Below are 21386 nucleotides of genomic sequence, written 5' to 3' on the forward strand. Positions count from 1 at the left end.
GACATGCGTGTCCGTGCCATGGCGTGCGTGTGGCGAAAACCACTGTAGTCGTAAGCGCGTCGGAGGTGGTGGCGACGCGCGATCAGCGGGATGGTTCAGACGTCGATCTGTTCGGGTTCGTCGAGGATCGCGTTCTCGAAACGGTCCATGAGTAGTGCGAATCCGGCGAGGAGGACCGGCACCAGGACGACGAGGATTCCCTGCATCTGTCCGATTATCCACCCCCGGACCGCGGGACGCACACGCACCCGGGGCGGCGGTTCCGCGCCGTCGGGGCGCCGAGCCGTACTGTGGACTCATGCCCGACCCAGCTCCAGCCGTGAAGCGCCGCAGACGAGGGGTGGCCGCGAGGGGGGTGGAGACCGACCTCGGGCGCACCCGGCGCGCGAGACGCATGCTCCGTCGCCTCGAGGAGGCGTTCCCGCACGTCTACTGCGAGCTCGACTTCACCGATCCGCTCGAGCTGAGCGTGGCGACGATCCTGTCCGCACAGTGCACGGACAAGCGGGTCAACGAGGTCACGCCGGCACTGTTCGCGCGCTACCGGACCGCCGCCGACTACGCGGGGGCGGACCGTGAGGAGCTGGAGGAGTTCATCCGGCCGACGGGTTTCTACCGCAACAAGGCGCGGAGCATCCAGGGCCTGGGCGCGGCGCTCGTGGAGAGGTACGACGGCGAGGTGCCGCAGCGGCTCGAGGACCTGGTCACCCTCCCGGGATTCGGACGGAAGACGGCCAACGTGGTGTTGGGCAACGCATTCGGGATCCCGGGCCTGCCGGTCGACACCCACTTCATCCGGTTGGTGAACCGCTGGAAGTGGACTGAGGCCACGGACGCCGTCCGCATCGAGCGCGAGGTGTCGCGCATGCTGCCGCGGGCCTCCTGGACCGACGCGAGCCACCGGATCATCTTCCACGGTCGCCGGGTGTGCCACGCCCGGACCGCGGCCTGTGGGGCGTGTGTGCTGGCCGACGACTGCCCGTCCGCGGGCGAGGCCGGCCCGCTCGACCCGGTCGCCGCCGCCCGCCTCGTGGCGGGACCCGAGCGCGACCACCTGCTGGAACTGGTAGGACTGGGGGACCACGCGTGAGCGCCTCAGCCCGGTGGTCGCTGGTCGCTCTCGTGGCGATGATCGGCGTCGTCGTCGCACTTCTCTCCACGTTCGGTGACACCGACGACGGGTCCGGCGACCCGACCGCCGCCCCCACCGCACCTCCCGTGGGCGCCCCGCCCGCGGACGAGCCGCGCACCGTCGTGGACCCCGCGGTCCGCGCCGAGGCCGGGCTCCCCGCCTGCCGCGACAGCGCCGTGCCCGCCACCACCACCGGCCCCGTCGCCGGACTGATGGTGCGCTGCATGGGCGACGGCTCCACCACCACGCTCGGCAAGATCCAGGCCGGCACGCCCATGGTGGTCAACATGTGGGCCTACTGGTGCGAACCGTGCCGCCGTGAGCTGCCCGCCATCCGTGACGCGCAGGCCACCCTCGGGGACAAGGTGAAGGTGGTGCTCTCGCACACCGACCCGTCCGAGACCAAGGGGTTCGACACCCTCGCCGCGCTGGGCATCGAGGACCTGATCTCGGTCTCGGACCAGGACGAGGAGCTGCCGACCGTGCTCGGCGCGCCTCCCGTCCTGCCCCTGACGCTGTTCGTCCGCGCCGACGGGACGGTCGCGCACGTGCTGGTCCAACCCATGGACAGTGAGCAGGACGTGCTCGACGCCGTTGCCGAGCACCTGGGGGTGACCGCGTGAGCAACCCCGCGAACGGGCCCGTGCCCCGGCCCGGCGACGTCACCGGCGTCCCGCACCCCGCTTGGATGGACCCCCTCATGACGGCGTGCACCGACGGCAGCTTCGACGGGTTGCTGCCGAGACGGCGCCCGCCCGAGGACCGCGGTCCCAACGAGGTCGGCCGGCCGCACCGCGACGCCGCCGTCCTGGTGCTGTTCTCCGGCTCGGAGGACGCGCCCGGCCCCCAGCCGCCCAGCGATGCCCGCGTCCTGCTCACCCACCGAGCCCCCACGCTGCGCAGCCACTCGGGTCAGATCTCGTTCCCCGGCGGCGGCGTCGACGACACGGACAGCGGCCCGGTGGAGGCCGCACTGCGTGAGGCGTGGGAGGAGACCGGCCTCGACCCCCACGGGGTGGACGTGCTCGCGGTGCTCCCAGAGCTGTACATCCCGGTCTCGAACTACTCCGTCGCACCGGTGCTCGGATACTGGCGGGAGCCGATGGAGGTCGACGTCGTGGACCCGGGGGAGACCGCGCGCGTGATGACCGTGCCGGTCGACGAGCTGCTCGATCCCGCCAACCGATTCCTGCTCCGGCACACCACCGGGTGGACCGGCCCGGCGTTCCAGCACGACGACCTCGTCGTGTGGGGCTTCACCGCCGGCATCCTCGCCGCGATGTTCCACTCCGCCGGATGGGACCTGGACTGGGACACGTCCGACATCCGGGACCTCGAGAAGACCCTGGCCGCGTCCGCGAACGGGGAGCAGCACCGCATGTCGGCCGAGGAGGCCCGCCGCGAATCCGCGGACCCACTGGCCGATCGCACCGTCGCCGGCGTCCCCGGGCTGAGCGCGCGCGCCGCCGACGGCGCCGTCGCCGGTGCCACGGCCGCCGACGGCGAGCTGGCCGGGGACGGCGAGCAGCCCGCCGACGGCGAGGAGTCGCTCGACCTGCCCGCGGACAATCCTCGGAGGGGGTACCGGTGACGGGCTCGCAATGGCTCGACCTTGCACTGTTCGCACTCGCCGCGGCCGCGGCGATCTCGGGCTGGATCAACGGGGCCGCCGCGTCGGGCTTCGCGTTGCTCGGGGTGGGCATCGGCGCGACCTCCGGCCTGCTGGTGGCCCCGCACCTCGTGCGGGAGATCGACTCGCCGTTCGGCAGGCTGTCCGCGGGGCTGGCGATCATCGCGGTGATGGTGATCATCGGGCAGGTCGCCGGCGTCACGATCGGCCGCGCCGCCAGGCGCTACATCGCCGGATCCGGTGCACGACTCCTCGACAGCACGGTGGGCGCCGTCCTCCAGTCCGCTGCCATGCTGCTCGTGGCCTGGCTGGTCGCGGTGCCCATCGCCGCGCAGGAGGGACCCGGGCTGGGCAAGGCGGTGCGGGGGTCGTCCGTGCTGGCCAAGATCGACGACGTCGCCCCCGAACAGCTGCAACGGATCCCCGCGACGTTCACCTCGGTCCTCGGCACCACCGGATTCCCGGACATCCTCGGACCGTTCGGCACCACCCCGATGCAGGAGGTCCCACCGCCCGATCCGGTCCTCGCAGGCTCCGAGGTGGTGGCCCGCGTACAGCCGTCCGTGCTGAAGATCCGCGGCCGGGCCGAGTCCTGCAGCCGCGCGCTGGAGGGGTCGGGGTTCGTGGCCGCACCGGGGCTCGTGATGACCAACGCGCACGTCGTGGCGGGCACCGAGTCGGCGACCGTGGTGTCCGGTGATGACGAGCTGGACGCCGAGGTGGTGGTCTACGACCCCCGCGTGGATATCGCGGTGCTGCGCGTGGACGGGCTGGACGCTCCGGTTCTTCCCTTCGCCGAGAACCGTGCCCGCACCGGCGACGACGCGATCGTCGTGGGCTACCCGGGCAACGGGCCCTACCGTCCGGACGCGGCGCGGATCCGCGAGCGTGTGACCCTGCGCGGCCCGGACATCTACCGCGAGCAGACCGTCGAGCGCGAGGTGTACATCCTGCGGGGCTCCGTTCGCGAGGGCAATTCCGGCGGACCGCTGGTCACCCCGCAGGGGCAGGTCGCCGGCGTGGTGTTCGGCGCCGCGATGGACGCCGCGGACACCGGGTACGCGCTGACCGTGGAGCAGGTGCTGCCGCAGCTCCAGCTCGCGGTCGATGCGCAGGAGTCGGTCTCGACGGGGCGGTGCGTGGGGCTGCCCAGCTGATCACCGCGGGGCCCGGTCGGCGGGTCGGAGTCCCGGCGGCTCAGAGCGGGGTGACGCGCCGCGCGAAGTCCACGATCAGCCGGGACGTGGCGTCCGGGGCCTCCATCGCGGGATAGTGCCCGGCCCCCGGGACCAGTTCGGTGGTGAAGTCGCGCGCCCACGCCGAGGACGCGCGGACGGTGGCTGGCAGGATGAACCGGTCCTCGGTCCCACTGATCCCCAGCACGGGCTGCGGCAGGACGCCCGAGACCGCGCGGCGGAAGTCGCGGCCGTCCGGACGGAACTGGCTCCGCACCATCCAGCGGCGGCTCTCCAGGGTCAGGTGGGCGACCTTCGGGATGAGCATGGACCGCCTGAGCAGGTCGGCGGATTCGCGGAAGTCCTCCGTGTCGGGCCACGTGGGCCCGGATCGACGGCGGAGCATCTCCTCGACCACTGCGGCGCCGTCGCGGGTGAGGTGCCGCTCGGGCAACCGCGGCGCCTGGTCCGCGAGCAGGCGAGGCACCAGCGCGCGACGTTGGGAGCGGTCGAGCAGTGCGGCGCGCCGGGTGGCGACCGGGTGGGGAGAGCCGACGACGACGAGGCCCCGCACCGCGCGTGGCCGGCGGTAGGCGGCGGTCCATGCGATGAATCCGCCCTCGCCCTGGCCGACGACCACCGCCGAGGAGTGACCGAGGGCCCGGATGAGGTTGGTCATGTCCGCGGCCAGGGTCCACCCGTCGTAACCGCGCGGCGGCTTGTCCGAGTCGCCGTGGCCCCGGAGATCGACGGCAACGGCATGGAACCCGGCGTCGGCCAGCGCGAGCATGGGCGCCCGCATCGTCCACCAGATTCCACTGAGACCGTGGATCAGGAGGACCAGAGGGGGGAGTCGGCCCGGCGGGGTGTCGGCCGGCAGCGCCTCGGCGATGTGCAGGCGGATGCCGTTGGCCGAGACGTCACGATGCCGCCACGACCCGTCGATCCTGACGATCGACGGGTCGGGCGGCCGGTGAGCGGGAGTTCTCAGGATTTCGACGCGGGCAAGGGCGTCTCGGTGACACGCACCGTGCCGGGCCGGGGCTCGTTGCCCTTGGGCATGGCCAGCTTCAGGTCCGACACCGAGTCGATGGTGCGCTGCGGCTTCCGGATCTTTTTGACCTTGCGGTAGCCGAGTAGCCCGAACACCGCCGCGAGCAGGACCAGGACGACGAACACGATGAGGAAGCCCATCCAGTCCCAGGTCTTGGTGCCGAACCACATCGAGATGAGCTTGGCCCACATGAACACGAACGGGAAGAAGGACATCAGCAGCAGGACGAGGGCCGCGACGAAGAAGCCGGACCCGGTCGCGGCCTTCTTCACCTGCTCGGTGACCTCGGTCTTCGCCAGCTCGATCTCGGCACGGACCAGTGTCGACACCTGCGTCGTGGCGTTCTTGACCAGGGTGCCGATACTGGCGTCGCCACGGCCGATCGAGTCAGCGTCATGCAGGGGGATCGAGGCCTCGGTCGGCTTGTGCGTTCCCTGGGCGTGGCTCACGGTTGTTCCTCCATAGTCCGGCGACGGATGCACCGTCGTCCATCGTGCCACGTCACGTGGCGGTGTTCACCCGCTACCCGTCAGCCGCGCGTGCCCTTCTCGCGGATCTGGTCCATGATCGTCGGATCCGACAGGGTCGAGGTGTCGCCGCCGTCGCGGCCCTCGGCCATGTCCTTGAGCAGGCGACGCATGATCTTGCCGGACCGCGTCTTGGGCAGCTCGGGCACGATCGTGATGTCGCGGGGCTTGGCGATCGGGGAGATCTCCCGCGACACCTCGGCCCGCAGCTCGTCGATGAGCTTCTGACGATCCTCCTCGGCGTCCACGTTGCCCCGCAGGATCACGTACGCGACGATCGCCTGGCCGGTGGTCTCGTCGTTGGCACCGACGACGGCGGCCTCGGCCACCGCGCGGTGGCCGACGAGGGCCGATTCGACCTCGGAGGTCGAGATGCGGTGACCGGAGATGTTCATGACGTCGTCGACGCGGCCGAGGACCCACAGGGCGCCGTCGGCATCCCACTTGGCGCCGTCACCGGCGAAGTAGTAGCCCTCCTCGGCGAACCGGGACCAGTAGGTGTCGCGATAGCGCTCCATGTCGCCCCAGATGCCGCGGAGCATGGCCGGCCACGGCTCGGTGATCACGAGGAAGCCCTGCTCGTCCGTCGCGACCTCCTTGGCGTCGCCGTCCACGATGGCGACCTCGATACCGGGCAGCGGCCGCATGGCGGAACCGGGCTTGGTCTCGGTGACGCCCGGGAGCGGGGAGATCATGATCGCGCCGGTCTCGGTCTGCCACCAGGTGTCGACGATGGGAGCCTTGCCGCCGCCGATGTTCTCGCGGTACCAGCGCCACGCCTCCGGGTTGATCGGCTCGCCGACCGAACCGAGCAGGCGGATTGAGGACAGGTCGTGCGCGGCCGGGATCTCGTTGCCCCACTTCATGAACGTCCGGATCAGGGTCGGCGCGGAGTAGTAGATCGTGACGCCGTACTTCTCGATGATCTGGAAGTGGCGGTGCTCGTCGGGCGAGTTGGGGGTTCCCTCGTAGACGATGCACTCGGCGCCGTTGGCCAGTGGGGCGTACACGCCGTAGGTGTGGCCGGTGACCCAGCCGACGTCCGCGGTGCACCAGTAGACGTCCTCGCCGGGCTTGTGGTCGAAGACGTTGTGGTGGGTGTACGCGGACTGGGTGAGGTACCCGCCCGAGGTGTGGACGATGCCCTTGGGTTTGCCGGTCGTGCCCGAGGTGTACAGCAGGAACAGCGGGTGCTCCGAGTCGAAGGCCTCCGGCGTGTGCTCGGTGGACTGCTCGGACATCGCCTCGTCCCACCAGACGTCACGGCCGTCGGTCCAGTCCACGTCGAGACCGGTCCGGCGGACCACGAGTACGTTCTGCACGGACTCGGCGTCGCCGTCGGCATCGACGCCGTTTCCGGAGAGCGCGTCGTCGACCCCGGCCTTCAGCGGTGCGGGCTTACCGCGCCGGAACTGTCCGTCGGCGGTGATGACGAGCTTGGCCTCCGCGTCGTCGATGCGGGAGCGCAGCGCGTTCGGTGAGAATCCGGCGAACACCACGGAGTGGGTCAGGCCCAGGCGGGCACACGCGAGCATCGCGATGTAGACCTCGGGCAGCAGGGGCATGTAGATGGCCACGCGGTCGCCGGCGACGAGGCCGAGCGAGCTGAGGTAGTTGGCCGCCCGGCTGACCTCGTCCTTGAGTTCGGCGTAGGTGATGTCGCGTGCGTCGTCGCCGGGCTCACCGATCCAGTGGATGGCCACACGATCGCCGTTGCCGGCCTCCACGTGGCGGTCGACACAGTTGTAGGCCACGTTGAGCTTGCCGCCCACGAACCACTTGGCGACCGGGGCGTCGGACCAGTCCAGCACCTCGGTCCACTCGGTGTCCCAGTCGAGTCGGCGAGCCTGCTCCTCCCAGAAGGCGAGACGGTCGCTCGAGGCGCTGTCGTAGAGGTCGGCCTGCGCATTGGCCTGCGCGGCGAAGTCGGGGTCGGGAGCGAAGGACTGGTCGTGCTCGGGAGCGGTCATCAGCGGCTCTCTCTCGGGATCAGATTTCACGGACGGCCGGGATCGTCACGGCGGAAGCGACCGGACCGATATGTGTGAGCGTAGTCACATGCGACGCGCCGTGTTCGGGATCCCGCCCGTCGGGGGGAGGTCGGGGGAGGCCTGCCCGATCCCGTTCACTCGCGAGGGGTGTTCTCGCTCTTCGTGGAGCCGCCGTCGGACGGTGGCCCGGCGGGCGTGGCGGGCCCCGGGCCGGAGGACTTCGCGGGCTCCGGGGTGTCGGTCGACGAGGATGAGGTCGCGGAGCTCGTCGTCGTCGACTCGTTCCCGCTCTCCGACGTCGCGCCCGTCGGTGCCGTGGTCCCGGTCGATGCGGGTGGGGTAGCCGGCCGGCGCGGCGCGCCGGTGCCCGGCGACGTGCCCGTTCCCTCTGCGCTGGCACCGACCGCGGCCCTGCCCCCGCTCGCCGGCGTGCCGCTGGTCGTCCGGGCGCTGTCCGCCTTGCCCGCACCCGCCGGCGTGTCCGTCTTGTCGGCGACGGCTGTCTTGCCGACGCCCTCGGCCTTGCCGGTGCCCTCGGCCTTGCCGGTGCCCTCGGCCTTCCCGGCGCCTGCCGTCTCGCCCGCGCTCGGCTCCTTTCCGCCGCTCGGCGCCGACTCCACGGTCGCCGTCCCGGGCCCGGACGCGGCGGTTCCGCGAAGCCGCGTGGGGGTCTCGATGCCGTAGTACTCCAGCAACCTGGCCTCCTGCTCCGGCGTGAGGGCGTCCTCGGTGTTGTCGGGGCGCGGGGAATCGCGGATGACGGCGCGGGAGTGGTCGACATGGAGTTCGTCGTCGAGGAGTCGCGCGCCGTGGAGCGGGACGATCGCGTCGGCGGAGAAGATCCCGGTGGCGACGGTCGCGAACGTGGCCTTGCCGCTGGCATCGTCCACGTAGATCTGGCGCACGGCGCCGACCTTGGCCCCGGTCGAGTCGAAGGCGGTCGCGTCGAGCAGCGCGTCGAGCTGGTCCTTGAGATTCACGAGGGCCTCCGGGATCGAGGTGTAGGGGCTGAGCCGGGCGCGTGCCCCGACGGATTGGGCTGATTACACCAGCTCGACACCGGTTGAGGCAGCTGAAAATCACCTGTGTCGGCCGATTCGCGCCGGGTCGGTAACCTCGACCCGTGACCTCCACCGCCCCCGACCCGCTCGCCCCGCTCCTCGCCCTGCCCAGTGTGGCCGAGGCCGCGGACGCCGCCCGGGCCGCCCTCGCCTCGGTGCACCGACACCCCGCCAACCGCCGCGGATGGCCCACCACCGCCGCCGAATCGGTGTTGCGGGGTGCCCGCGCATCGGCCGGCGTCGAGGGCGCGTCCGTCCGCCTGGACACCGACGGCGAGCAGGACGAGGTGCTCTCGGCAGCGCTGCGCGTGGCCGGGGAACTGACGGGCGAGTCGCTCGACCGCGCCGTGTCGGTGTGGACCCGCTCGCCCCTCCAGGAACTCGCCCATCTGCACCTCCTCGCGGCGTCCGGGCCCGGGGTGGACCCGCAGGCACTCGGTCGGCCGCGCCCGGAGGAGGGAGTCGCCGAGCGTCTCCAGGGCCTCGCCGAGTTGGTCACCGGAGGCACCCGCGCGCCGGCGCCCGTCCTCGCCGCGGTCGTCCTCGGCGAACTCTCCGGCCTGCGACCGTTCGGGTCCGCGGACGGGATCGTCGCCCGGGCGGCGTTCCGCCTGGTCGGGGTGTCGACCGGGCTCGACCCCCATTGCCTGGGCGTGCCCGAGGTGACCTTCTATCGGGACCCGGAGGCACACGGGGCCGCCCTGCAGGGCTACATGAGCGGAACAGAGGAGGGCGTGACCGAATGGCTCCTCCATTGCTGTAGAGCCATGGAGGCGGGCGCGCGCGAGGCGACGTCGATCGCCGACGCAGCCGGGGGCTAAGCGGAGCGCGCCGGTGGCCGAACGGGCCGAGCGCGCGCGAATGGCGGGCCGACCGGAGTCGACCCGCCAATTCACTGCGGTCCATCGAGAGATCCGGGTACCAAGCGTCCTGTGGTCCGCCGTGTCGCCGGCCCGGGACAACCGTCGGTGACGGCTGGCGCGGACCCACGGCTGGTGTTGCCTCTCGGGCGTTATCCGTCGCGTGGGTTTCCGAATGTCGATGACGGTGAGGAGGGCGGGGGGCCGTGACTTCTCTTCCGTCCCGGTCCTGGCGTCTTCAACACCGTGCCCTGAGCATGCCGCCTGCGACCGGCCCGGGGCGATGGTGGGATCGCACAAGGAACTCGGGAACTCGTAGGGGAGTCCGGCTATCGCCCGTGCCCGTCGCCGACGCCGATGATGAGGTGTTGGCGACGCACCGTTCGGGTCCGCCCCATCGCCACGCGCACCCGATGGGCCGCGCTACCGCCCAGCGTGTCGCGCGGCCCGGACGAACGACACGGTGGCGGACCCCACGGCCAGGACGATGGCCGCCACCCCGACGATCGGCCCGGTCGCCCGTTCGAGCGTGGGCAGCAGCGGAGTGGGGTTCTCGAACGTCAGGATCGGCCAGCCCCGCTCCAGCGCCTCGCGCCGCAGTGCGCGGTCGGGGTTGATGACCGTCGGGTGGCCGACCATGTCGAGCATGGGCAGGTCAGTGGAGGAGTCCGAGTAGGCGTAGCTCGCCTCGAGGTCGTAGCCGTAGCGCTCCGCGAACGCGCTGATCGCCTCCGCCTTGCCGGGGCCCTGGCAGTAGAACTCGATCGATCCGCCGTAGCGACCGTCGGCGTCCCGGTTCATCCGCGTTCCGGCGTAGTGGTCCACCCCGAGCATCCGGGCGATCGGCGCCACCAACTCCTCGCCCGAGGCGGACACGATCACCAGGTCGTGGCCCAGTGCGCGGTGCTCGGCGAGCAACTCCTGGGCCTCGGCGTACACGGTCGGGGAGACGGTCTCCTTGAGTCCCTCGGTGACGATCCGCTCGACCTGCTCGGGAGACCACCCCTTGGTGGCGGTCGCCATGGCCTGACGCACCTTCTGCATCTGCTCGTCGTCGGCGTCGGACAGGCTGAACGCCAGCTGCGTGTAGGCCAGATCGATCACCGACCGTCGCGACAGCAGTCCCTCGCCGAGGAACGACTTGTTGAACGCGAACACCGAGGAGGTCGCGATGATCGTCTTGTCCAGGTCGAAGAACGCAGCGACCCGGCGAGGGCGGTGCGACATCCTGGGGCCCGGTGGGCGTGGGGCGGACACGCCCCAACGATACGGTTCTTGTGCTGGCCACGCAGATGGGCGATACTGACGGTGCCCGTGATGGGCATCCCCCTAAGGTGCTCAGTTCATCCCCCCGAGAACTGACACTTCTGAGAGACCGCGGCACCCCCTGCCGCGGTCTCTCGCATTTCGCGGGCTCGGCTGTACCGGACAGCTGCCGAAGCGCCCACCGCACAGTGCCCTCGCGAGCTTTCCCCGCGGCACGTTGTCCACAGCCCCGCCCCCCTCCACAGGCGGGCCGCCGTGGGCCTCCGCGGAGCGGTCGACGGGCGGGTGGGTGCGCGAGGCTGAGCCCCGTGAACACGACTACGAGAGCGCGGTCCGTCGCGGTGGACGTCGCCGACCCCGATCTGGACGCCGACGTGCGTGCCGTCCTGGCCGCACTCGCCCTGGACACGGACACCCGGGCCGGGAACCACTCCGAGGTGGTGGTCACCGATCGCGCGGACGCCGCCGTGAGTTCCGGTGGTTCACGCGTCGTGCGGGTGGGGTCTGACCGCGACCGGGGCGACGACGACGAGGTGGTCCGCCTGCCGTCCGGCACCGGCGATCTCGTGGGTGCGCTGCTCGCGCCGGTGCGTACGCGGTCGGGTCCGCTGATCGTGGTCGCCGGCGCGGTGGGCGGCTGCGGGGCCAGCACCCTCGCGGCGGCGCTGGCGGTTCGGGCTGCGCCGTCCCTCCAGACCCTGCTGGTCGAGGCGGACCCGCACGGCACCGGCGTCGATCTGGTGCTGGGCGTCGAGGAGCGGCCCGGGCTACGGGTCGAGGACGTGCGCGCCGACCTGGGCGGACCTGATCCGGAGGCCCTGTGGGGTGCGGTGCCCGAGGCCCTGCCCGGACTCGGCGTCCTGGCGCGGTCCAGGAGTGGACCGGTCGTGGCCGACCCTGTCCGCGCCCTCGACGGCGCCCCGGGAGCGGTGCAGGCCCACCGGTCGGCCGGGGGACTCGTGGTGAGCGATCGCGGTGGGCTCGCCGACGGCGGGCCGGTGTTCGCCGGTGCGGACCTCGTCGTCGTCGTCACCAGGGCCGACCTCCAGGGCGCTGTCGCCGCCGGGAACGCGGTGCGCGACCACCCGGGCGTGGTCCTGGTCATCAGGACCGGACGCGGCGACCCCCTGCACGCCGCCGACGTCGCCGACGTGGCCGGGGCGAGGAACTGGCACGTCCTGCCGGAGATCCGGGCGGTCCGCCGCGCGGCGGGCGCCGGTGAGCTGGCGGCAGCGCTCCATCGCGGACGGGCGGGCCGGGTGCGACGACTGGCCGCGCTCGCCGACGCACTGCTGGAGCAGGTGGACCTCGATGAACGGTGACGATCCGGCGGTGGTCGCACCGCCGGCCGACCTCGTCGACAGGGTGCGCGCGCGGCTCGCCGGCCTGGGCGTGGAGCCCGAGCCGGACGAGGTGGTCCGCGCGGTGCGGGCCGAGTCCGGGGTGCTGCACGGCCACCTCGACCTGCTGCGTACAGCGCGATTGGTCCGCGAGCACCTGGCCGGGGCCGGGCCGCTCGAGGCGCTGCTGGCGAGCGCCGGGGTCACCGATGTCGTGGTCGACGGGCCGGGGCCGGCACTGGTGGACCGCGGGCGCGGCCTGGAGGAGACGGACGTCGTCGTACCCACCGAGGCCGAGCTGCGGGCGCTCGCGGTACGCCTTGCCGGGCGGGCGGGTCAGCGGCTCGACGACGCCCGACCCTGGGCCGACGGCGTGGTGCGCTCCCGCGACGGGATGGCGTGGCGACTGCACGCGGTGCTGCCGCCGGTGGCCGTGGACGGGACCTGCCTGTCGCTGCGTGTGTCGCGGCCGGCCCAGGTGACCTTCGACCGGCTGGTGGAGGCGGGGACGGTGCCCGCCGGTGCGGAGTCGCTGCTGCGCGGACTCGTCGACGCCCGGGTGGGCTACCTCGTGGTGGGCGGGACCGGTTCCGGCAAGACCACCATGCTCGCGGCGCTGTTGGGGCTGGTCCCGGCGACCGAGCGGCTGCTGTGCGTCGAGGATTCCCCCGAGCTGCGGCCCGCGCACCCGCACGTGGTGCGCCTGGTGGTGCGGCACGGGAACGTCGAGGGCGCCGGACAGGTGACCATGGCCGACCTGGTCCGGCAGGCACTGCGCATGCGACCGGACCGGATCGCGGTGGGGGAGGTGCGTGGCGGCGAGGTCGCCGACCTGCTGGCCGCGCTGAACACCGGCCACGACGGCAGCGCCGGCACCGTCCACGCCAACTCGCCCACGGAACTGCCCGCCCGGCTGGAGGCGCTCGGCGCGCTGGGCGGACTCGACAGGGCGGCCCTGTCCGCACAGGTCGCGGCGTCCCTGCGGGTGGTGGTGGGGATGCGCCGGCTGCCCGACGGGCGGCGGGGCGTCGACTCGATCGGGGTGGTGCGGCGCGAGGCGCACGGGATCGTCGTGGACCCGGCCTGGCGCGCCGACGGTGGGGCGGTTCCCGGCCGCGCGGGCCTGGACGCGGTGCTCGGGGCGAGGGTCTCATGACGGCCGCGGTGCTCCTCGCCGCCGCGCTGCTGGTGTGGCCGGGCGGGATCGCGGCCGGCCGGGTACGCGCGCTCGGGGTCGGCGGTGCGCGGCATCCCGGCGGTGCGGGGCAGGCGGGCGGTGCGGGGCAGGCGGGCGGCGCGGGCGTGGCCCGGCTGCGGTACGCCCTCGCGCAGGTGCCGACCGGCGTGCTGTGGCCCGTCGCCGCGGGCACCGTGGCTCTCGTGGCGGCGGGCCCGATCCACGCCTGCGCGGCCGCCGTGCTGGGCGGCACCGCGGCCGACCTGCACGGGCGGGCCACCGAACGCCGACAGCGCCTCGCGAGACTGGGGGCGTGGGAGCGCGCGCTCGACGACACCTCCTCGGCCCTGCGCGCCGGCGCCGGGCCGGGAGGCGCCCTCGGGCAGGCCGCCGACGCCGCGGCCGCGCACGACCCGCGGGTGGCCGGGATCCTCGCCGCGGCGGGGTCACACGCCCGCCTGGGCGGCGACGTCGCGGCAGCCCTGCGACCCGCCGGAGGCGACGGCCCGGACGGGGACCGGGTCGCCGGGGAACTCGCCGGCGCCTGGCTCCTCGCCACCCGACACGGGGTGGAGCTCGCCGACGTCGTGGACGGACTGCGGGCCGACGTGGCCTCGCGGCGGCAGCGGGCGTTGCGCGTGGACGCCACCCTCGCCGGACCCCGAGCCACCTCCGTCATCCTCACCGCGCTCCCCGGACTGGGCGTGCTCCTGGGGTCCGGCTTCGGCGCCGACCCGCTGGGGGTCCTGGGCAGCGGCGCCCTGGGCGGCGGGTTGTGCCTGGCCGGGGCGATCCTGCTGGCCGCCGGACTCCTGTGGACCGACCGCATCGCGGGCGGTGCCGCCCGATGACCGCGGCCGTCCTCCTGCTCGCCGCCGCGCTGTGCGTGGCGCCGTGGCGCCCGCGGGCCGCCGACAGGGCGGACGCCCTCCCGGTCGGTGCCGAGGGATCGACACCCCGGGCGCGCGACAGCGATCGACCCGGCGGCAGCCTCCCCTCGAAGGTGGCCGCCCGCGCCCTGGCCACGATCACGCGCCGCGGCCCCACCAGCGCCGACACCGGAGCCCTGGCCCAGCTGGTGGACCTGCTGGCGGTTGCGTTGCAGTCCGGTCTGCCCGTGCCCGACGCACTGGCCGCGGTCGCCGACGCCGTCGACCACCCCGAGCCCGCGTCGGCGCGTCCGTTGCGGGCGGCCGCGGCGCGGATGCGGCTGGGGGCCGCACCGGCAGAGGCGTGGCGGGAGGTCCCGGACGCCGCCCGGCTGGCCCCGATCGCGCCGGTGCTGGCCCGCGCGACCGACGGGGGCGGGTCGGTACTGGCCGCGCTCGGACACGCCGCCGACCGGTTGCGCTCGGAGGCGGACGCCGATGCCACCGCCCGGGCCGAGCGGGCCGCCGTCATGGTCGCCGGCCCGCTCGGCCTGTGTTTCCTCCCGGCGTTCGTCTGCCTGGGAGTCCTCCCCGTCGTCGTGGGCCTGGCCGACGGGATGCTGCCGGGGGTCCTGCCGTGAGCGGACCCGTCGGCCACACCGATTCCGGGGCGGAGACGCCGCCCCGGTCACCGAAGAAGGAGAACCCAGATGAACACCCACCTCACCACCCACCCCATCGCCCGGAACGCCACCGAGAACGCCGCCCGCACGCCAGCGGTCTCCGCCGCGCCGATAGCCCGGGCCCGTGCCGCCCTGGCTCGACGGTTCAGCGCCGTGACCAGACCGGACGCCGGCATGTCGACGGTCGAGTACGCCGTGGGGACGATCGCCGCCGCCGCGTTCGGCGCGGTGCTCTACACCGTGGTCAGCGGCGACTCGATCCCCGATGCGCTCGGCGGGATCATCGAACAGGCCCTCAACACCTCGGTGTGATGGCGCTGCGGCGGCTCCGGACCGCGTCGGCCCGCGACGACGGGTCGGTGACCGTGGAGGCGGCCCTCGGCATCGCCTCCCTGGTGCTGGTGTTCGGCGTCGCCGCCGCCGGGGCCGGCGCGGCGCTCACGCAGATCCGGGTGGTCGACGCGGCGCGGGAGGCCGCCCGGGTGGCGGCGATGGCGGGCCCGGGCGACGGGGTCGCGGCCGGACGGGCGGTGGCTCCCGGGGCGGAGGTGTCGGTGGACGGCGGCGGGTCGTTCGTCACGGCCGTGGTCGTGGTCCCGGCGCGGGGCCTGCCCGGTGTGGAGCTCCGTGGCCGGGCGGTCGCGCGGACCGAGCCGGGGGTGGTGGGATGACGCGACCCGTACCTGACCGATCCGGTGCGGCCGTGCCCCGTTCGCCGGGGTGGCGGCGGGTGGTCGACGACGACGAGGGCGCCATGACCGTCATGACCGCCTTCGCCGTCGCCGCGGTTCTGGCACTGACGGTGGCGGTTCTCCTGGTGGGACGGGCCGCGGTGGCCGCGCATGCGGCCCGGGCCGCCGCGGACCTGGCCGCGTTGGCCGGCGCGCACGCCCTGCGCGCGGGGCAGGACGCGTGTGCCGCGGCGGCCGGGATCGCGGCCGCCAACAGTGCGGAGTTGTCGGTCTGCCGGGTCGACGGCCACGACGTCGTGGCCCGCGCCGAGGTGCGCGTGGATCTCGGGGTGTTCGGCGTGCGGTCGGGCTCGGCGGTGGCCCGGGCGGGGCCGGCCTGACGGGTCAGCGGGGACCGGCGGCGGGCCCGGCCGGCGCGGGCTCCCCGGCACCCACGTCACCCAGCTGTCCCACAACCTCGGTGAGCAGCGCGATCGCGCCCGGCTTGGACAGTGGGTCGTTGCCGTTGCCGCACTTGGGGGACTGGATGCAGGACGGGCACCCGGATTCGCATTCGCAGGAGCGGATCGCGGCCAGCGTCGCGCCGAGCCATGCGGAGGCGCGCCGGAACCCGCGTTCGGCGAAGCCCGCCCCGCCGGAGTAGCCGTCGTAGACGAACACCGTGGGCAGCCCGGTGTCCGGGTGCAGGGCGGTCGACACGCCGCCGATGTCCCAGCGGTCGCACGTCGCGACCAGCGGCAGCAGCCCGATCGCCGCGTGCTCGGCCGCGTGCAGCGCCCCCGGCCAGTCCGCCTCCTCCAGCCCGGCGACCCGCAGCAACTGCGGGGTGAGCGTGTAGACCACGGCGCGCGTGGCCAGTGTGGTCTCGGGCAGGTCCAGTGGGGTGACGTCGAGGATCTCGCCGCCACGCAGCCGCCGCTGGTAGCCGGTCACGCGGGTGGTCACCTCCACGTCGGCCAGCGAGAGGGTGACGGGACCGGCGGGTACCGACTCCAGGGTCTCGACCAGGTCGATCGACACCTGCTCACGTGCGCTGGACGTCCACTCCGGCACCTCGGGGTGGCACAGTGCCAGGCCGTCCTCGAGGTTCAGCTCGTCCACGACGAACGACTCACCCTGGTGCAGGTAGAGCGCTCCCGGGTGGACCTGGGAGCGGGCCCGGACGGAGTCGATCGTGCCGAGCATGCGGCCGTCCACGGCGTCGACGATCACCACCTCCGCCCCGCCGGTGCCGCGGATATCGACCTCGGCGTGCGGGGTGTGGTCGTCGGCGGCCGGGTACCAGCCGGCCGGTCGGCGCCGCACCAACCCGTCGGCGGCGAGCCGCTCCAGCACGTCGGTCGCGCCCCACGCGCGGGCCTCGTCGTGCGACATGGGCCGCTCGCTCACGGCGCACCTCAGTTGCCCGGCCAGCAGGACTGGGTTGCGCGGGTCGGTGACGGTGGCCTCGACCGGGCGGCCGAGCAGCGCCTCGGGGTGGTGGACGAGGTAGGTGTCGAGCGGGTCGTCGCGCGCGACCAGCATCACCAGGGCGCCCTGTCCTCGGCGTCCGGCGCGTCCGGCCTGCTGCCAGAACGAGGCGATCGTGCCCGGGAAGCCGGCGCTGACCACGGCGTCGAGCCCGGAGATGTCCACGCCCAGTTCGAGCGCCGAGGTCGAGGCCACGCCCACCAACTCGCCGTCGGCGAGGCCGCGTTCGAGTTCGCGGCGGTCGTCGGCGAGGTAGCCGGCGCGGTAGGCGGCGATCCGTCCGGCCAGCTCGCGGCCGCGTTCCCCGTGTTCGGAGGCGAGCCGATCGCGGGCCCGCAACGCGGTCGACTCGGCTCCGGCCCGCGACCGGACGAAGGTCAGGGTCCGCGCGCCCTCCGCGACGAGGGAGGCCATGAGGGTGGAGGCCTCGACCGGGGCGGGCCGCCGGACCGGCGCGCCGTGCTCCCCGGACAGGCCCTCCATCAGCGGTGGTTCCCACAGTGCGACGGTCCGTCCGCCCTGCGGGGAGGCGTCCTCGGTGACCTCCACGCACTCGCGCCCGACCAGCGTGGTCGCGGCGACGCCGGCGTCGGAGGTGGTGGCGGAGGCCAGGATGTAGGTCGGTGCGGCGCCGAGCGCCCGCGCGAGACGGTCGAGCCGGCGCAGGACGAGGGCGACGTTGGAGCCGAACACCCCCCGGTAGGAGTGACACTCGTCGACGACGACGAAGCGGAGCCCCCGCAGGATCCGTGTCCACTGGCGGGCCCGGCCGAGAAGTGACAGGTGGAGCATGTCGGGATTGGTGACGATCCACCGGGAGTTCTCCCGGATCCACGGCCGGGCGTCGGTCGGGGTGTCGCCGTCGTAGGACGCAGGTGCCACGTGGGAGAGCTCGGGCACGGCGTCCACCAGCGAGATGACGGACGACAGCTGGTCCTGCCCGAGTGCCTTGGTCGGGGCCAGGTAGAGCACGCAGGCGCCCGGGTCCGCGGCGAGCGCGCTGAGTGCGGGCAGCTGGTAGCCGAGGGACTTGCCGGACGCCGTCCCCGTCGCGACCACCACGTTCCGGCCCGCGTGTGCGTGCTCGGCGGTGGCCACCTGGTGGGCCCACGGGCGCTCGACCCCGCGGCCACGCAGCTCGTCCACCAGACCGGGGTGCGCCCAGGCCGGCCAGTCGGCGTGCCGGGCCTCGCGCGCCGGCAGGTCGACGGCGTGCGTGAGCGGCGACGCCCCGGCCGGCAGCTGCTCGAGCAGGTGGCCGAGGAGTTCGCGTCCGTAGGTCGTCACCCCTCGACCGTAGAGGGCTGATCACCCCGCGCGCCGGATCGGCCTGCCCCGGATCTGTTCTCCTCGCGCCGCGGTCGTGATGTACTGGACCCGGTCGTCATCATCGTCCACGGGAACCCCGTGGTCGGGGGCGCCGGCCCGACACGCGTGGCCATCCCGCGAGTCGCACCTGGCAGTACGGAAAAGGAACACATCAAAAATGGCACAGGGCACCGTCAAGTGGTTCAACGCGGAGAAGGGCTACGGGTTCATCGCCCCTGAGGACGGTTCGGCCGACCTCTTCGTCCACTACTCCTCCATCGAGGGCTCGGGCTTCAAGTCGCTCGAGGAGAACCAGCGCGTCGAGTTCGAGGTCGGCGAGGGCCAGAAGGGGCCGCAGGCCCAGGAGGTCCGCGCCATCTGAGGCGCTCCGCTCGATCTCGGCGAGGCCCCCACCGCACGCGCGGTGGGGGCCTCGCGATGTGTCGGGGGTCGGCCGTAGGCTCTGGTCCGTGACGCAGCTGTCGTTCTTCGCCGCGGACGACCACGTCCCCGAGCCCTCGGACCTGGAGGGCGCATTGGCCGCCCGGGGTCAGTCCACCCTCGCGGGCGAGCTCGCGCAGGTCTCGGTGGTCCTCGACGCGGCCTGGCGGGCGGACGCGCTGGAGTCCCTCCTGGCGGAGGCGGGGCTCGATCCGATCCGCTCGGAGGCGGGCCCGGACGGCGAGGCGGGAGCGGCCGGCCGCTGCACGGTGTCGACCGCGCGGACCCCGGCCCTGGCACCGGTGGTGCGCCGCTGGCGGCGGGGCGCGGTCACCGCGGTGCCCGAGGGGTGGACGCCCTCCGCCGGTGCGCTGCGCGTCTGGGTGCTCACCGCCGGCCACGTCACCGACGGGGGAGCGGTCGAGCTGGGCATCGACGCCGCGATGGAGCACCATGCGCCTCGACGGGACGCCCTGCGCGCGGCGCTGGACCGCGTCGGGGTCCGGACCACCTACGTCGGCTCCAAGGGTGGCGGGCCGCTGCTGCGGCTCGGGACGGCCCGGGCCCGCGCGCGTCTGGCGCAGAGCATCGGGCCCGCGCCCGCCGGGGTCCCGCCGCAGCACTGGCCCGGCTAGCTGGGCATCACATCTGGCGCCGTCGCGCCGGACGTCGGCCCTGCGCTGCACCGGACGTCGGCCCTGCGCTGCGCCGGACGTCGGCCCTGCGCTGCGCCGGACGTCGGCCCTGCGCTGCGCCGACGCCGCCCGAAGTACCGTGGGGGTATGTGCATGTTGGTCGTCGCCCGTCGGGTCCACCCCCACTACCCGCTGATCGTGGTGGCCAACCGTGACGAGGTCCTGAGCCGGCCCACCGAGCCGTTGCACGAGTGGACCGCCGACGCCGGTGGAGCCGGCGGCATCGTCGCCGGCCGGGACGTCACCGCGGGCGGGACCTGGCTCGCGGTGGCCCCGGGCGGACGGTTCTCGGCGGTGACCAACGTGCGCGAGCCCGGACCGGTGCTCCCCGCAGCCGCCTCCCGCGGCGAGCTGCCCATCGACGCGCTCACCGGGCCGGTGCCCGTCGCGGAGTTCGCCCACCACGTCGTCGACGACCTCGATCGCTACGGGGGCGTCAACCTCCTGGCCGGCGACCTCGACCGGATGTGGTGGGCGTCCAACCGCTCCACCCGCGGCCCGGTGGCGCTCGGGACCGGCGTCCACGGACTGTCGAACGCCTCGTTGGACACCCCCTGGCCCAAGGTGGTGGGCGCGGTCCACGACGTCAGAGCGCTCATGGGCACCGACGTCATGACGGGCCCGGACTGGTCCGGAAAGCTGCTGGACGTGTTGGCCGATCGTCGCCCGGCGACACCGTGGAGGATGCCGCGCACGGGCGTGCCGCTGACGCACGAGTGGCGGCTGTCGTCGAGGTTCGTCCGCATCGGCCGGCGGTACGGCACCCGGTCGACCACCGCCGTGCGCATCGACCAGCACGGGGTGGCCGACGTGGTCGAGCGCACGTGGGACGCCCGAGGACGCATCGCGGGGACGGTCACCAGGCGGATCTGAGCCGGTGACCGTCCCCGTGGACGATTGCTCCGACGCCGCTGACGCGGCGCGGGTGGTGCCTTCGGTCCTAGCCGACGGTCCAGGTGTTGCTGCCGTCGAGCAGCGCCTGCAGGTCCGTGGGTGAGGTCTCCTTGGCGGCGGCGACCTGGCCGCGGGCGAGGTCGTCGTAGGTGTCGCGGCGGACCTGCCGGATGATGCCGGTGACCGTGTACTCGAGGTCCTGGCTGGACAGGTTGGCCAGGGCGTGAGCGTAGGTCGGGTCGTCGGCGTGGGCGTCGTGGACGACGATGTCGGCCTCGTCCACGTCGGCGGTCGCGGCCACCGCGAGGGAGAAACCGCGGCGCACGACGCAGTGCTGGCCGTCGTCACCAAAGATGATCTTCTCGCCGTGGCGCACGGGGATGAGGTGGTCCCCGGCGTCCTCCTTGCGGAGCAGGTCGAAGGAGCCGTCGTTGAAGATCGGGCAGTCCTGCAGGATCTCCACGAAGCTCGTGCCGCGGTGGCGTGCGGCCGCGTCGAGGACCTCGGTTAGGCCCTTGCGGTCGGAGTCCAGGGCGCGGGCAATGAAGGTGCCCTGGGCGCCGATCGCCAGCGACAGGGTGTTGAACGGGTGGTCCAGCGACCCCATCGGGCTGGACTTGGTGACCTTGCCGGGCTCGGAGGTGGGCGAGTACTGGCCCTTGGTCAGCCCGTAGATCCGGTTGTTGAACATGAGGATGTTCAGGTTCACGTTGCGGCGCAGCGTGTGGATCAGGTGGTTGCCGCCGATGGACATGGCGTCGCCGTCACCGGTGACGACCCAGACTGACTGGTCGGGGCGTGCGGTGGCCAGGCCGGTCGCGATGGCCGGGGCACGGCCGTGGATCGAGTGCATCCCGTACGTCTCGAGGTAGTACGGGAAACGGCTCGAGCAGCCGATGCCGGAGATGAAGGTGATGTTCTCCCGCTTGAGCCCGAGCTTGGGCAGCAGGGCCCGGATGGTGGCCAGGATGACGTAGTCGCCACAGCCGGGGCACCAGCGCACCTCCTGGTCGGAGGTGTAGTCCTTGGGCTTCTGCGGAGCATCCGTCTTGGGCACGGACGCCAACGCGTCGAGCGGCAGTTCGCTGCCGACGAGGCCGGATTCAGTGGTGGTCATGGGG

At 73.4% G+C, this 21386-nt stretch carries 22 protein-coding genes; 15 read left to right on the top strand and 7 right to left on the bottom strand.

All coding sequences use genetic code 11. From position 1 onward, the window contains the following. Window positions 1–298 precede the first annotated feature (298 nt). The 4 genes from nth to G6R20_RS01800 are packed head-to-tail and all read left to right on the top strand — an operon-like array spanning window position 299 to window position 3919. Window positions 299–1090, top strand: a complete 792-nt coding sequence (nth, locus tag G6R20_RS01785) for an endonuclease III (protein WP_240341228.1) — start codon at window positions 299–301, stop codon at window positions 1088–1090. Beyond that, complete coding sequence (locus G6R20_RS01790) at window positions 1087–1755, top strand: redoxin family protein (protein WP_163375418.1); 669 nt, start codon at window positions 1087–1089, stop codon at window positions 1753–1755. The genes nth and G6R20_RS01790 overlap by 4 nt, the downstream gene beginning before the upstream one ends. Beyond that, window positions 1752–2723: a CoA pyrophosphatase gene (locus tag G6R20_RS01795; RefSeq protein ID WP_240341229.1), complete on the top strand. Its 972-nt coding sequence runs from the start codon at window positions 1752–1754 to the stop codon at window positions 2721–2723. The genes G6R20_RS01790 and G6R20_RS01795 overlap by 4 nt, the downstream gene beginning before the upstream one ends. Further along, window positions 2720–3919 carry a MarP family serine protease gene (locus G6R20_RS01800; protein ID WP_067711414.1) on the top strand — a complete coding sequence of 400 codons (1200 nt, stop codon included), beginning with the start codon at window positions 2720–2722 and terminating at the stop codon, window positions 3917–3919. Before G6R20_RS01795 ends, G6R20_RS01800 begins: the two co-directional genes overlap by 4 nt. A gap of 40 nt (window positions 3920–3959) precedes the next feature. Here G6R20_RS01800 and G6R20_RS01805 read toward each other — a convergent pair whose 3' ends face one another. The 4 genes from G6R20_RS01805 to G6R20_RS01820 all read right to left on the bottom strand — a co-directional run bounded on the left by G6R20_RS01805 (window position 3960) and on the right by G6R20_RS01820 (window position 8489). Beyond that, the gene (locus G6R20_RS01805) at window positions 3960–4931 is read right to left on the bottom strand and encodes an alpha/beta hydrolase (RefSeq protein WP_346010027.1); all 972 of its coding nucleotides are present in this window, start codon (window positions 4929–4931) and stop codon (window positions 3960–3962) included. Continuing rightward, a complete protein-coding gene (locus G6R20_RS01810; protein WP_067711418.1) occupies window positions 4925–5440 on the bottom strand; it encodes a phage holin family protein in 516 nt (171 codons plus the stop codon). Before G6R20_RS01810 ends, G6R20_RS01805 begins: the two co-directional genes overlap by 7 nt. 80 nt (window positions 5441–5520) lie before the next feature. Continuing rightward, entirely contained in the window at window positions 5521–7488 is a 1968-nt protein-coding gene (gene acs / locus G6R20_RS01815; protein ID WP_119193268.1) for an acetate--CoA ligase, read from the bottom strand. Window positions 7489–7643: 155 nt separating this feature from the next. Then, window positions 7644–8489, bottom strand: a complete 846-nt coding sequence (locus G6R20_RS01820) for a PRC-barrel domain-containing protein (RefSeq protein WP_163375419.1) — start codon at window positions 8487–8489, stop codon at window positions 7644–7646. Between the two features lie 143 nt (window positions 8490–8632). On the opposite strand from G6R20_RS01820, the gene G6R20_RS01825 reads away from it, so the two are divergent. Beyond that, window positions 8633–9391: an oxidoreductase gene (locus G6R20_RS01825; protein WP_163375420.1), complete on the top strand. Its 759-nt coding sequence runs from the start codon at window positions 8633–8635 to the stop codon at window positions 9389–9391. Window positions 9392–9853: 462 nt separating this feature from the next. On the opposite strand, the gene G6R20_RS01830 is transcribed toward G6R20_RS01825, so the two are convergent. Continuing rightward, a complete protein-coding gene (locus tag G6R20_RS01830) occupies window positions 9854–10687 on the bottom strand; it encodes an HAD-IB family hydrolase (protein ID WP_163375421.1) in 834 nt (277 codons plus the stop codon). Window positions 10688–11004: 317 nt separating this feature from the next. Between G6R20_RS01830 and G6R20_RS01835 the strand changes: the two genes are divergently transcribed. The 7 genes from G6R20_RS01835 (at window position 11005) to G6R20_RS01865 (ending at window position 15837) form a co-directional block, all read left to right on the top strand. Further along, window positions 11005–12018 (top strand): chromosome partitioning protein, encoded by a 1014-nt coding sequence (locus tag G6R20_RS01835; RefSeq protein WP_163375422.1) that lies wholly within the window; start codon window positions 11005–11007, stop codon window positions 12016–12018. After that, complete coding sequence (locus tag G6R20_RS01840; protein WP_163375423.1) at window positions 12008–13192, top strand: TadA family conjugal transfer-associated ATPase; 1185 nt, start codon at window positions 12008–12010, stop codon at window positions 13190–13192. The genes G6R20_RS01835 and G6R20_RS01840 overlap by 11 nt, the downstream gene beginning before the upstream one ends. Further along, entirely contained in the window at window positions 13189–14064 is an 876-nt protein-coding gene (locus G6R20_RS01845; protein WP_163375424.1) for a type II secretion system F family protein, read from the top strand. The genes G6R20_RS01840 and G6R20_RS01845 overlap by 4 nt, the downstream gene beginning before the upstream one ends. Then, entirely contained in the window at window positions 14061–14723 is a 663-nt protein-coding gene (locus G6R20_RS01850; protein ID WP_163375425.1) for a type II secretion system F family protein, read from the top strand. Before G6R20_RS01845 ends, G6R20_RS01850 begins: the two co-directional genes overlap by 4 nt. Window positions 14724–14876: 153 nt before the next feature. After that, on the top strand, window positions 14877–15077 hold the full coding sequence (locus G6R20_RS01855) for a DUF4244 domain-containing protein (RefSeq protein WP_096907364.1): 201 nt from the start codon (window positions 14877–14879) through the stop codon (window positions 15075–15077). Next, window positions 15077–15436, top strand: a complete 360-nt coding sequence (locus G6R20_RS01860; protein ID WP_163375427.1) for a TadE family type IV pilus minor pilin — start codon at window positions 15077–15079, stop codon at window positions 15434–15436. Before G6R20_RS01855 ends, G6R20_RS01860 begins: the two co-directional genes overlap by 1 nt. 32 nt (window positions 15437–15468) lie before the next feature. Further along, on the top strand, window positions 15469–15837 hold the full coding sequence (locus G6R20_RS01865; RefSeq protein ID WP_346010019.1) for an Rv3654c family TadE-like protein: 369 nt from the start codon (window positions 15469–15471) through the stop codon (window positions 15835–15837). Window positions 15838–15841: 4 nt separating this feature from the next. Here G6R20_RS01865 and G6R20_RS01870 read toward each other — a convergent pair whose 3' ends face one another. Beyond that, a complete protein-coding gene (locus tag G6R20_RS01870) occupies window positions 15842–18214 on the bottom strand; it encodes a DEAD/DEAH box helicase (protein WP_163375428.1) in 2373 nt (790 codons plus the stop codon). 199 nt (window positions 18215–18413) lie between these two features. On the opposite strand from G6R20_RS01870, the gene G6R20_RS01875 reads away from it, so the two are divergent. The 3 genes from G6R20_RS01875 (at window position 18414) to G6R20_RS01885 (ending at window position 20244) form a co-directional block, all read left to right on the top strand. Continuing rightward, entirely contained in the window at window positions 18414–18617 is a 204-nt protein-coding gene (locus tag G6R20_RS01875) for a cold-shock protein (RefSeq protein WP_067711447.1), read from the top strand. Between the two features lie 88 nt (window positions 18618–18705). Beyond that, the gene (locus G6R20_RS01880) at window positions 18706–19311 is read left to right on the top strand and encodes a hypothetical protein (RefSeq protein ID WP_205475696.1); all 606 of its coding nucleotides are present in this window, start codon (window positions 18706–18708) and stop codon (window positions 19309–19311) included. Window positions 19312–19458: 147 nt separating this feature from the next. Next, entirely contained in the window at window positions 19459–20244 is a 786-nt protein-coding gene (locus G6R20_RS01885; RefSeq protein ID WP_163375430.1) for an NRDE family protein, read from the top strand. 67 nt (window positions 20245–20311) lie between these two features. Here the strand turns inward: G6R20_RS01885 and G6R20_RS01890 are convergent, their stop codons facing one another. Further along, window positions 20312–21382, bottom strand: coding sequence for a 2-oxoacid:ferredoxin oxidoreductase subunit beta (locus tag G6R20_RS01890; protein ID WP_163375431.1), 1071 nt, complete (start codon window positions 21380–21382; stop codon window positions 20312–20314). Window positions 21383–21386: the final 4 nt, after the last annotated feature.

Source organism: Dietzia sp. Alg238-R159, from assembly GCF_900537145.1.
Taxonomy (GTDB): Bacteria; Actinomycetota; Actinomycetes; order Mycobacteriales; family Mycobacteriaceae; genus Dietzia; species Dietzia kunjamensis.

What these genes read in the sequence shown, in the direction of transcription:
- G6R20_RS01845 (WP_163375424.1), top strand. Translation starts at nt 13,189, where the DNA reads ATGACGGCCGCGGTGCTCCTCGCCGCCGCGCTGCTGGTGTGGCCGGGC.
- G6R20_RS01850 (WP_163375425.1), top strand. Translation starts at nt 14,061, where the DNA reads ATGACCGCGGCCGTCCTCCTGCTCGCCGCCGCGCTGTGCGTGGCGCCG.
- G6R20_RS01860 (WP_163375427.1), top strand. Translation starts at nt 15,077, where the DNA reads ATGGCGCTGCGGCGGCTCCGGACCGCGTCGGCCCGCGACGACGGGTCG.
- G6R20_RS01840 (WP_163375423.1), top strand. Translation starts at nt 12,008, where the DNA reads ATGAACGGTGACGATCCGGCGGTGGTCGCACCGCCGGCCGACCTCGTC.
- nth (WP_240341228.1), top strand. Translation starts at nt 299, where the DNA reads ATGCCCGACCCAGCTCCAGCCGTGAAGCGCCGCAGACGAGGGGTGGCC.
- G6R20_RS01885 (WP_163375430.1), top strand. Translation starts at nt 19,459, where the DNA reads ATGTGCATGTTGGTCGTCGCCCGTCGGGTCCACCCCCACTACCCGCTG.
- acs (WP_119193268.1), bottom strand. Translation starts at nt 7,488, where the DNA reads ATGACCGCTCCCGAGCACGACCAGTCCTTCGCTCCCGACCCCGACTTC.
- G6R20_RS01890 (WP_163375431.1), bottom strand. Translation starts at nt 21,382, where the DNA reads ATGACCACCACTGAATCCGGCCTCGTCGGCAGCGAACTGCCGCTCGAC.
- G6R20_RS01875 (WP_067711447.1), top strand. Translation starts at nt 18,414, where the DNA reads ATGGCACAGGGCACCGTCAAGTGGTTCAACGCGGAGAAGGGCTACGGG.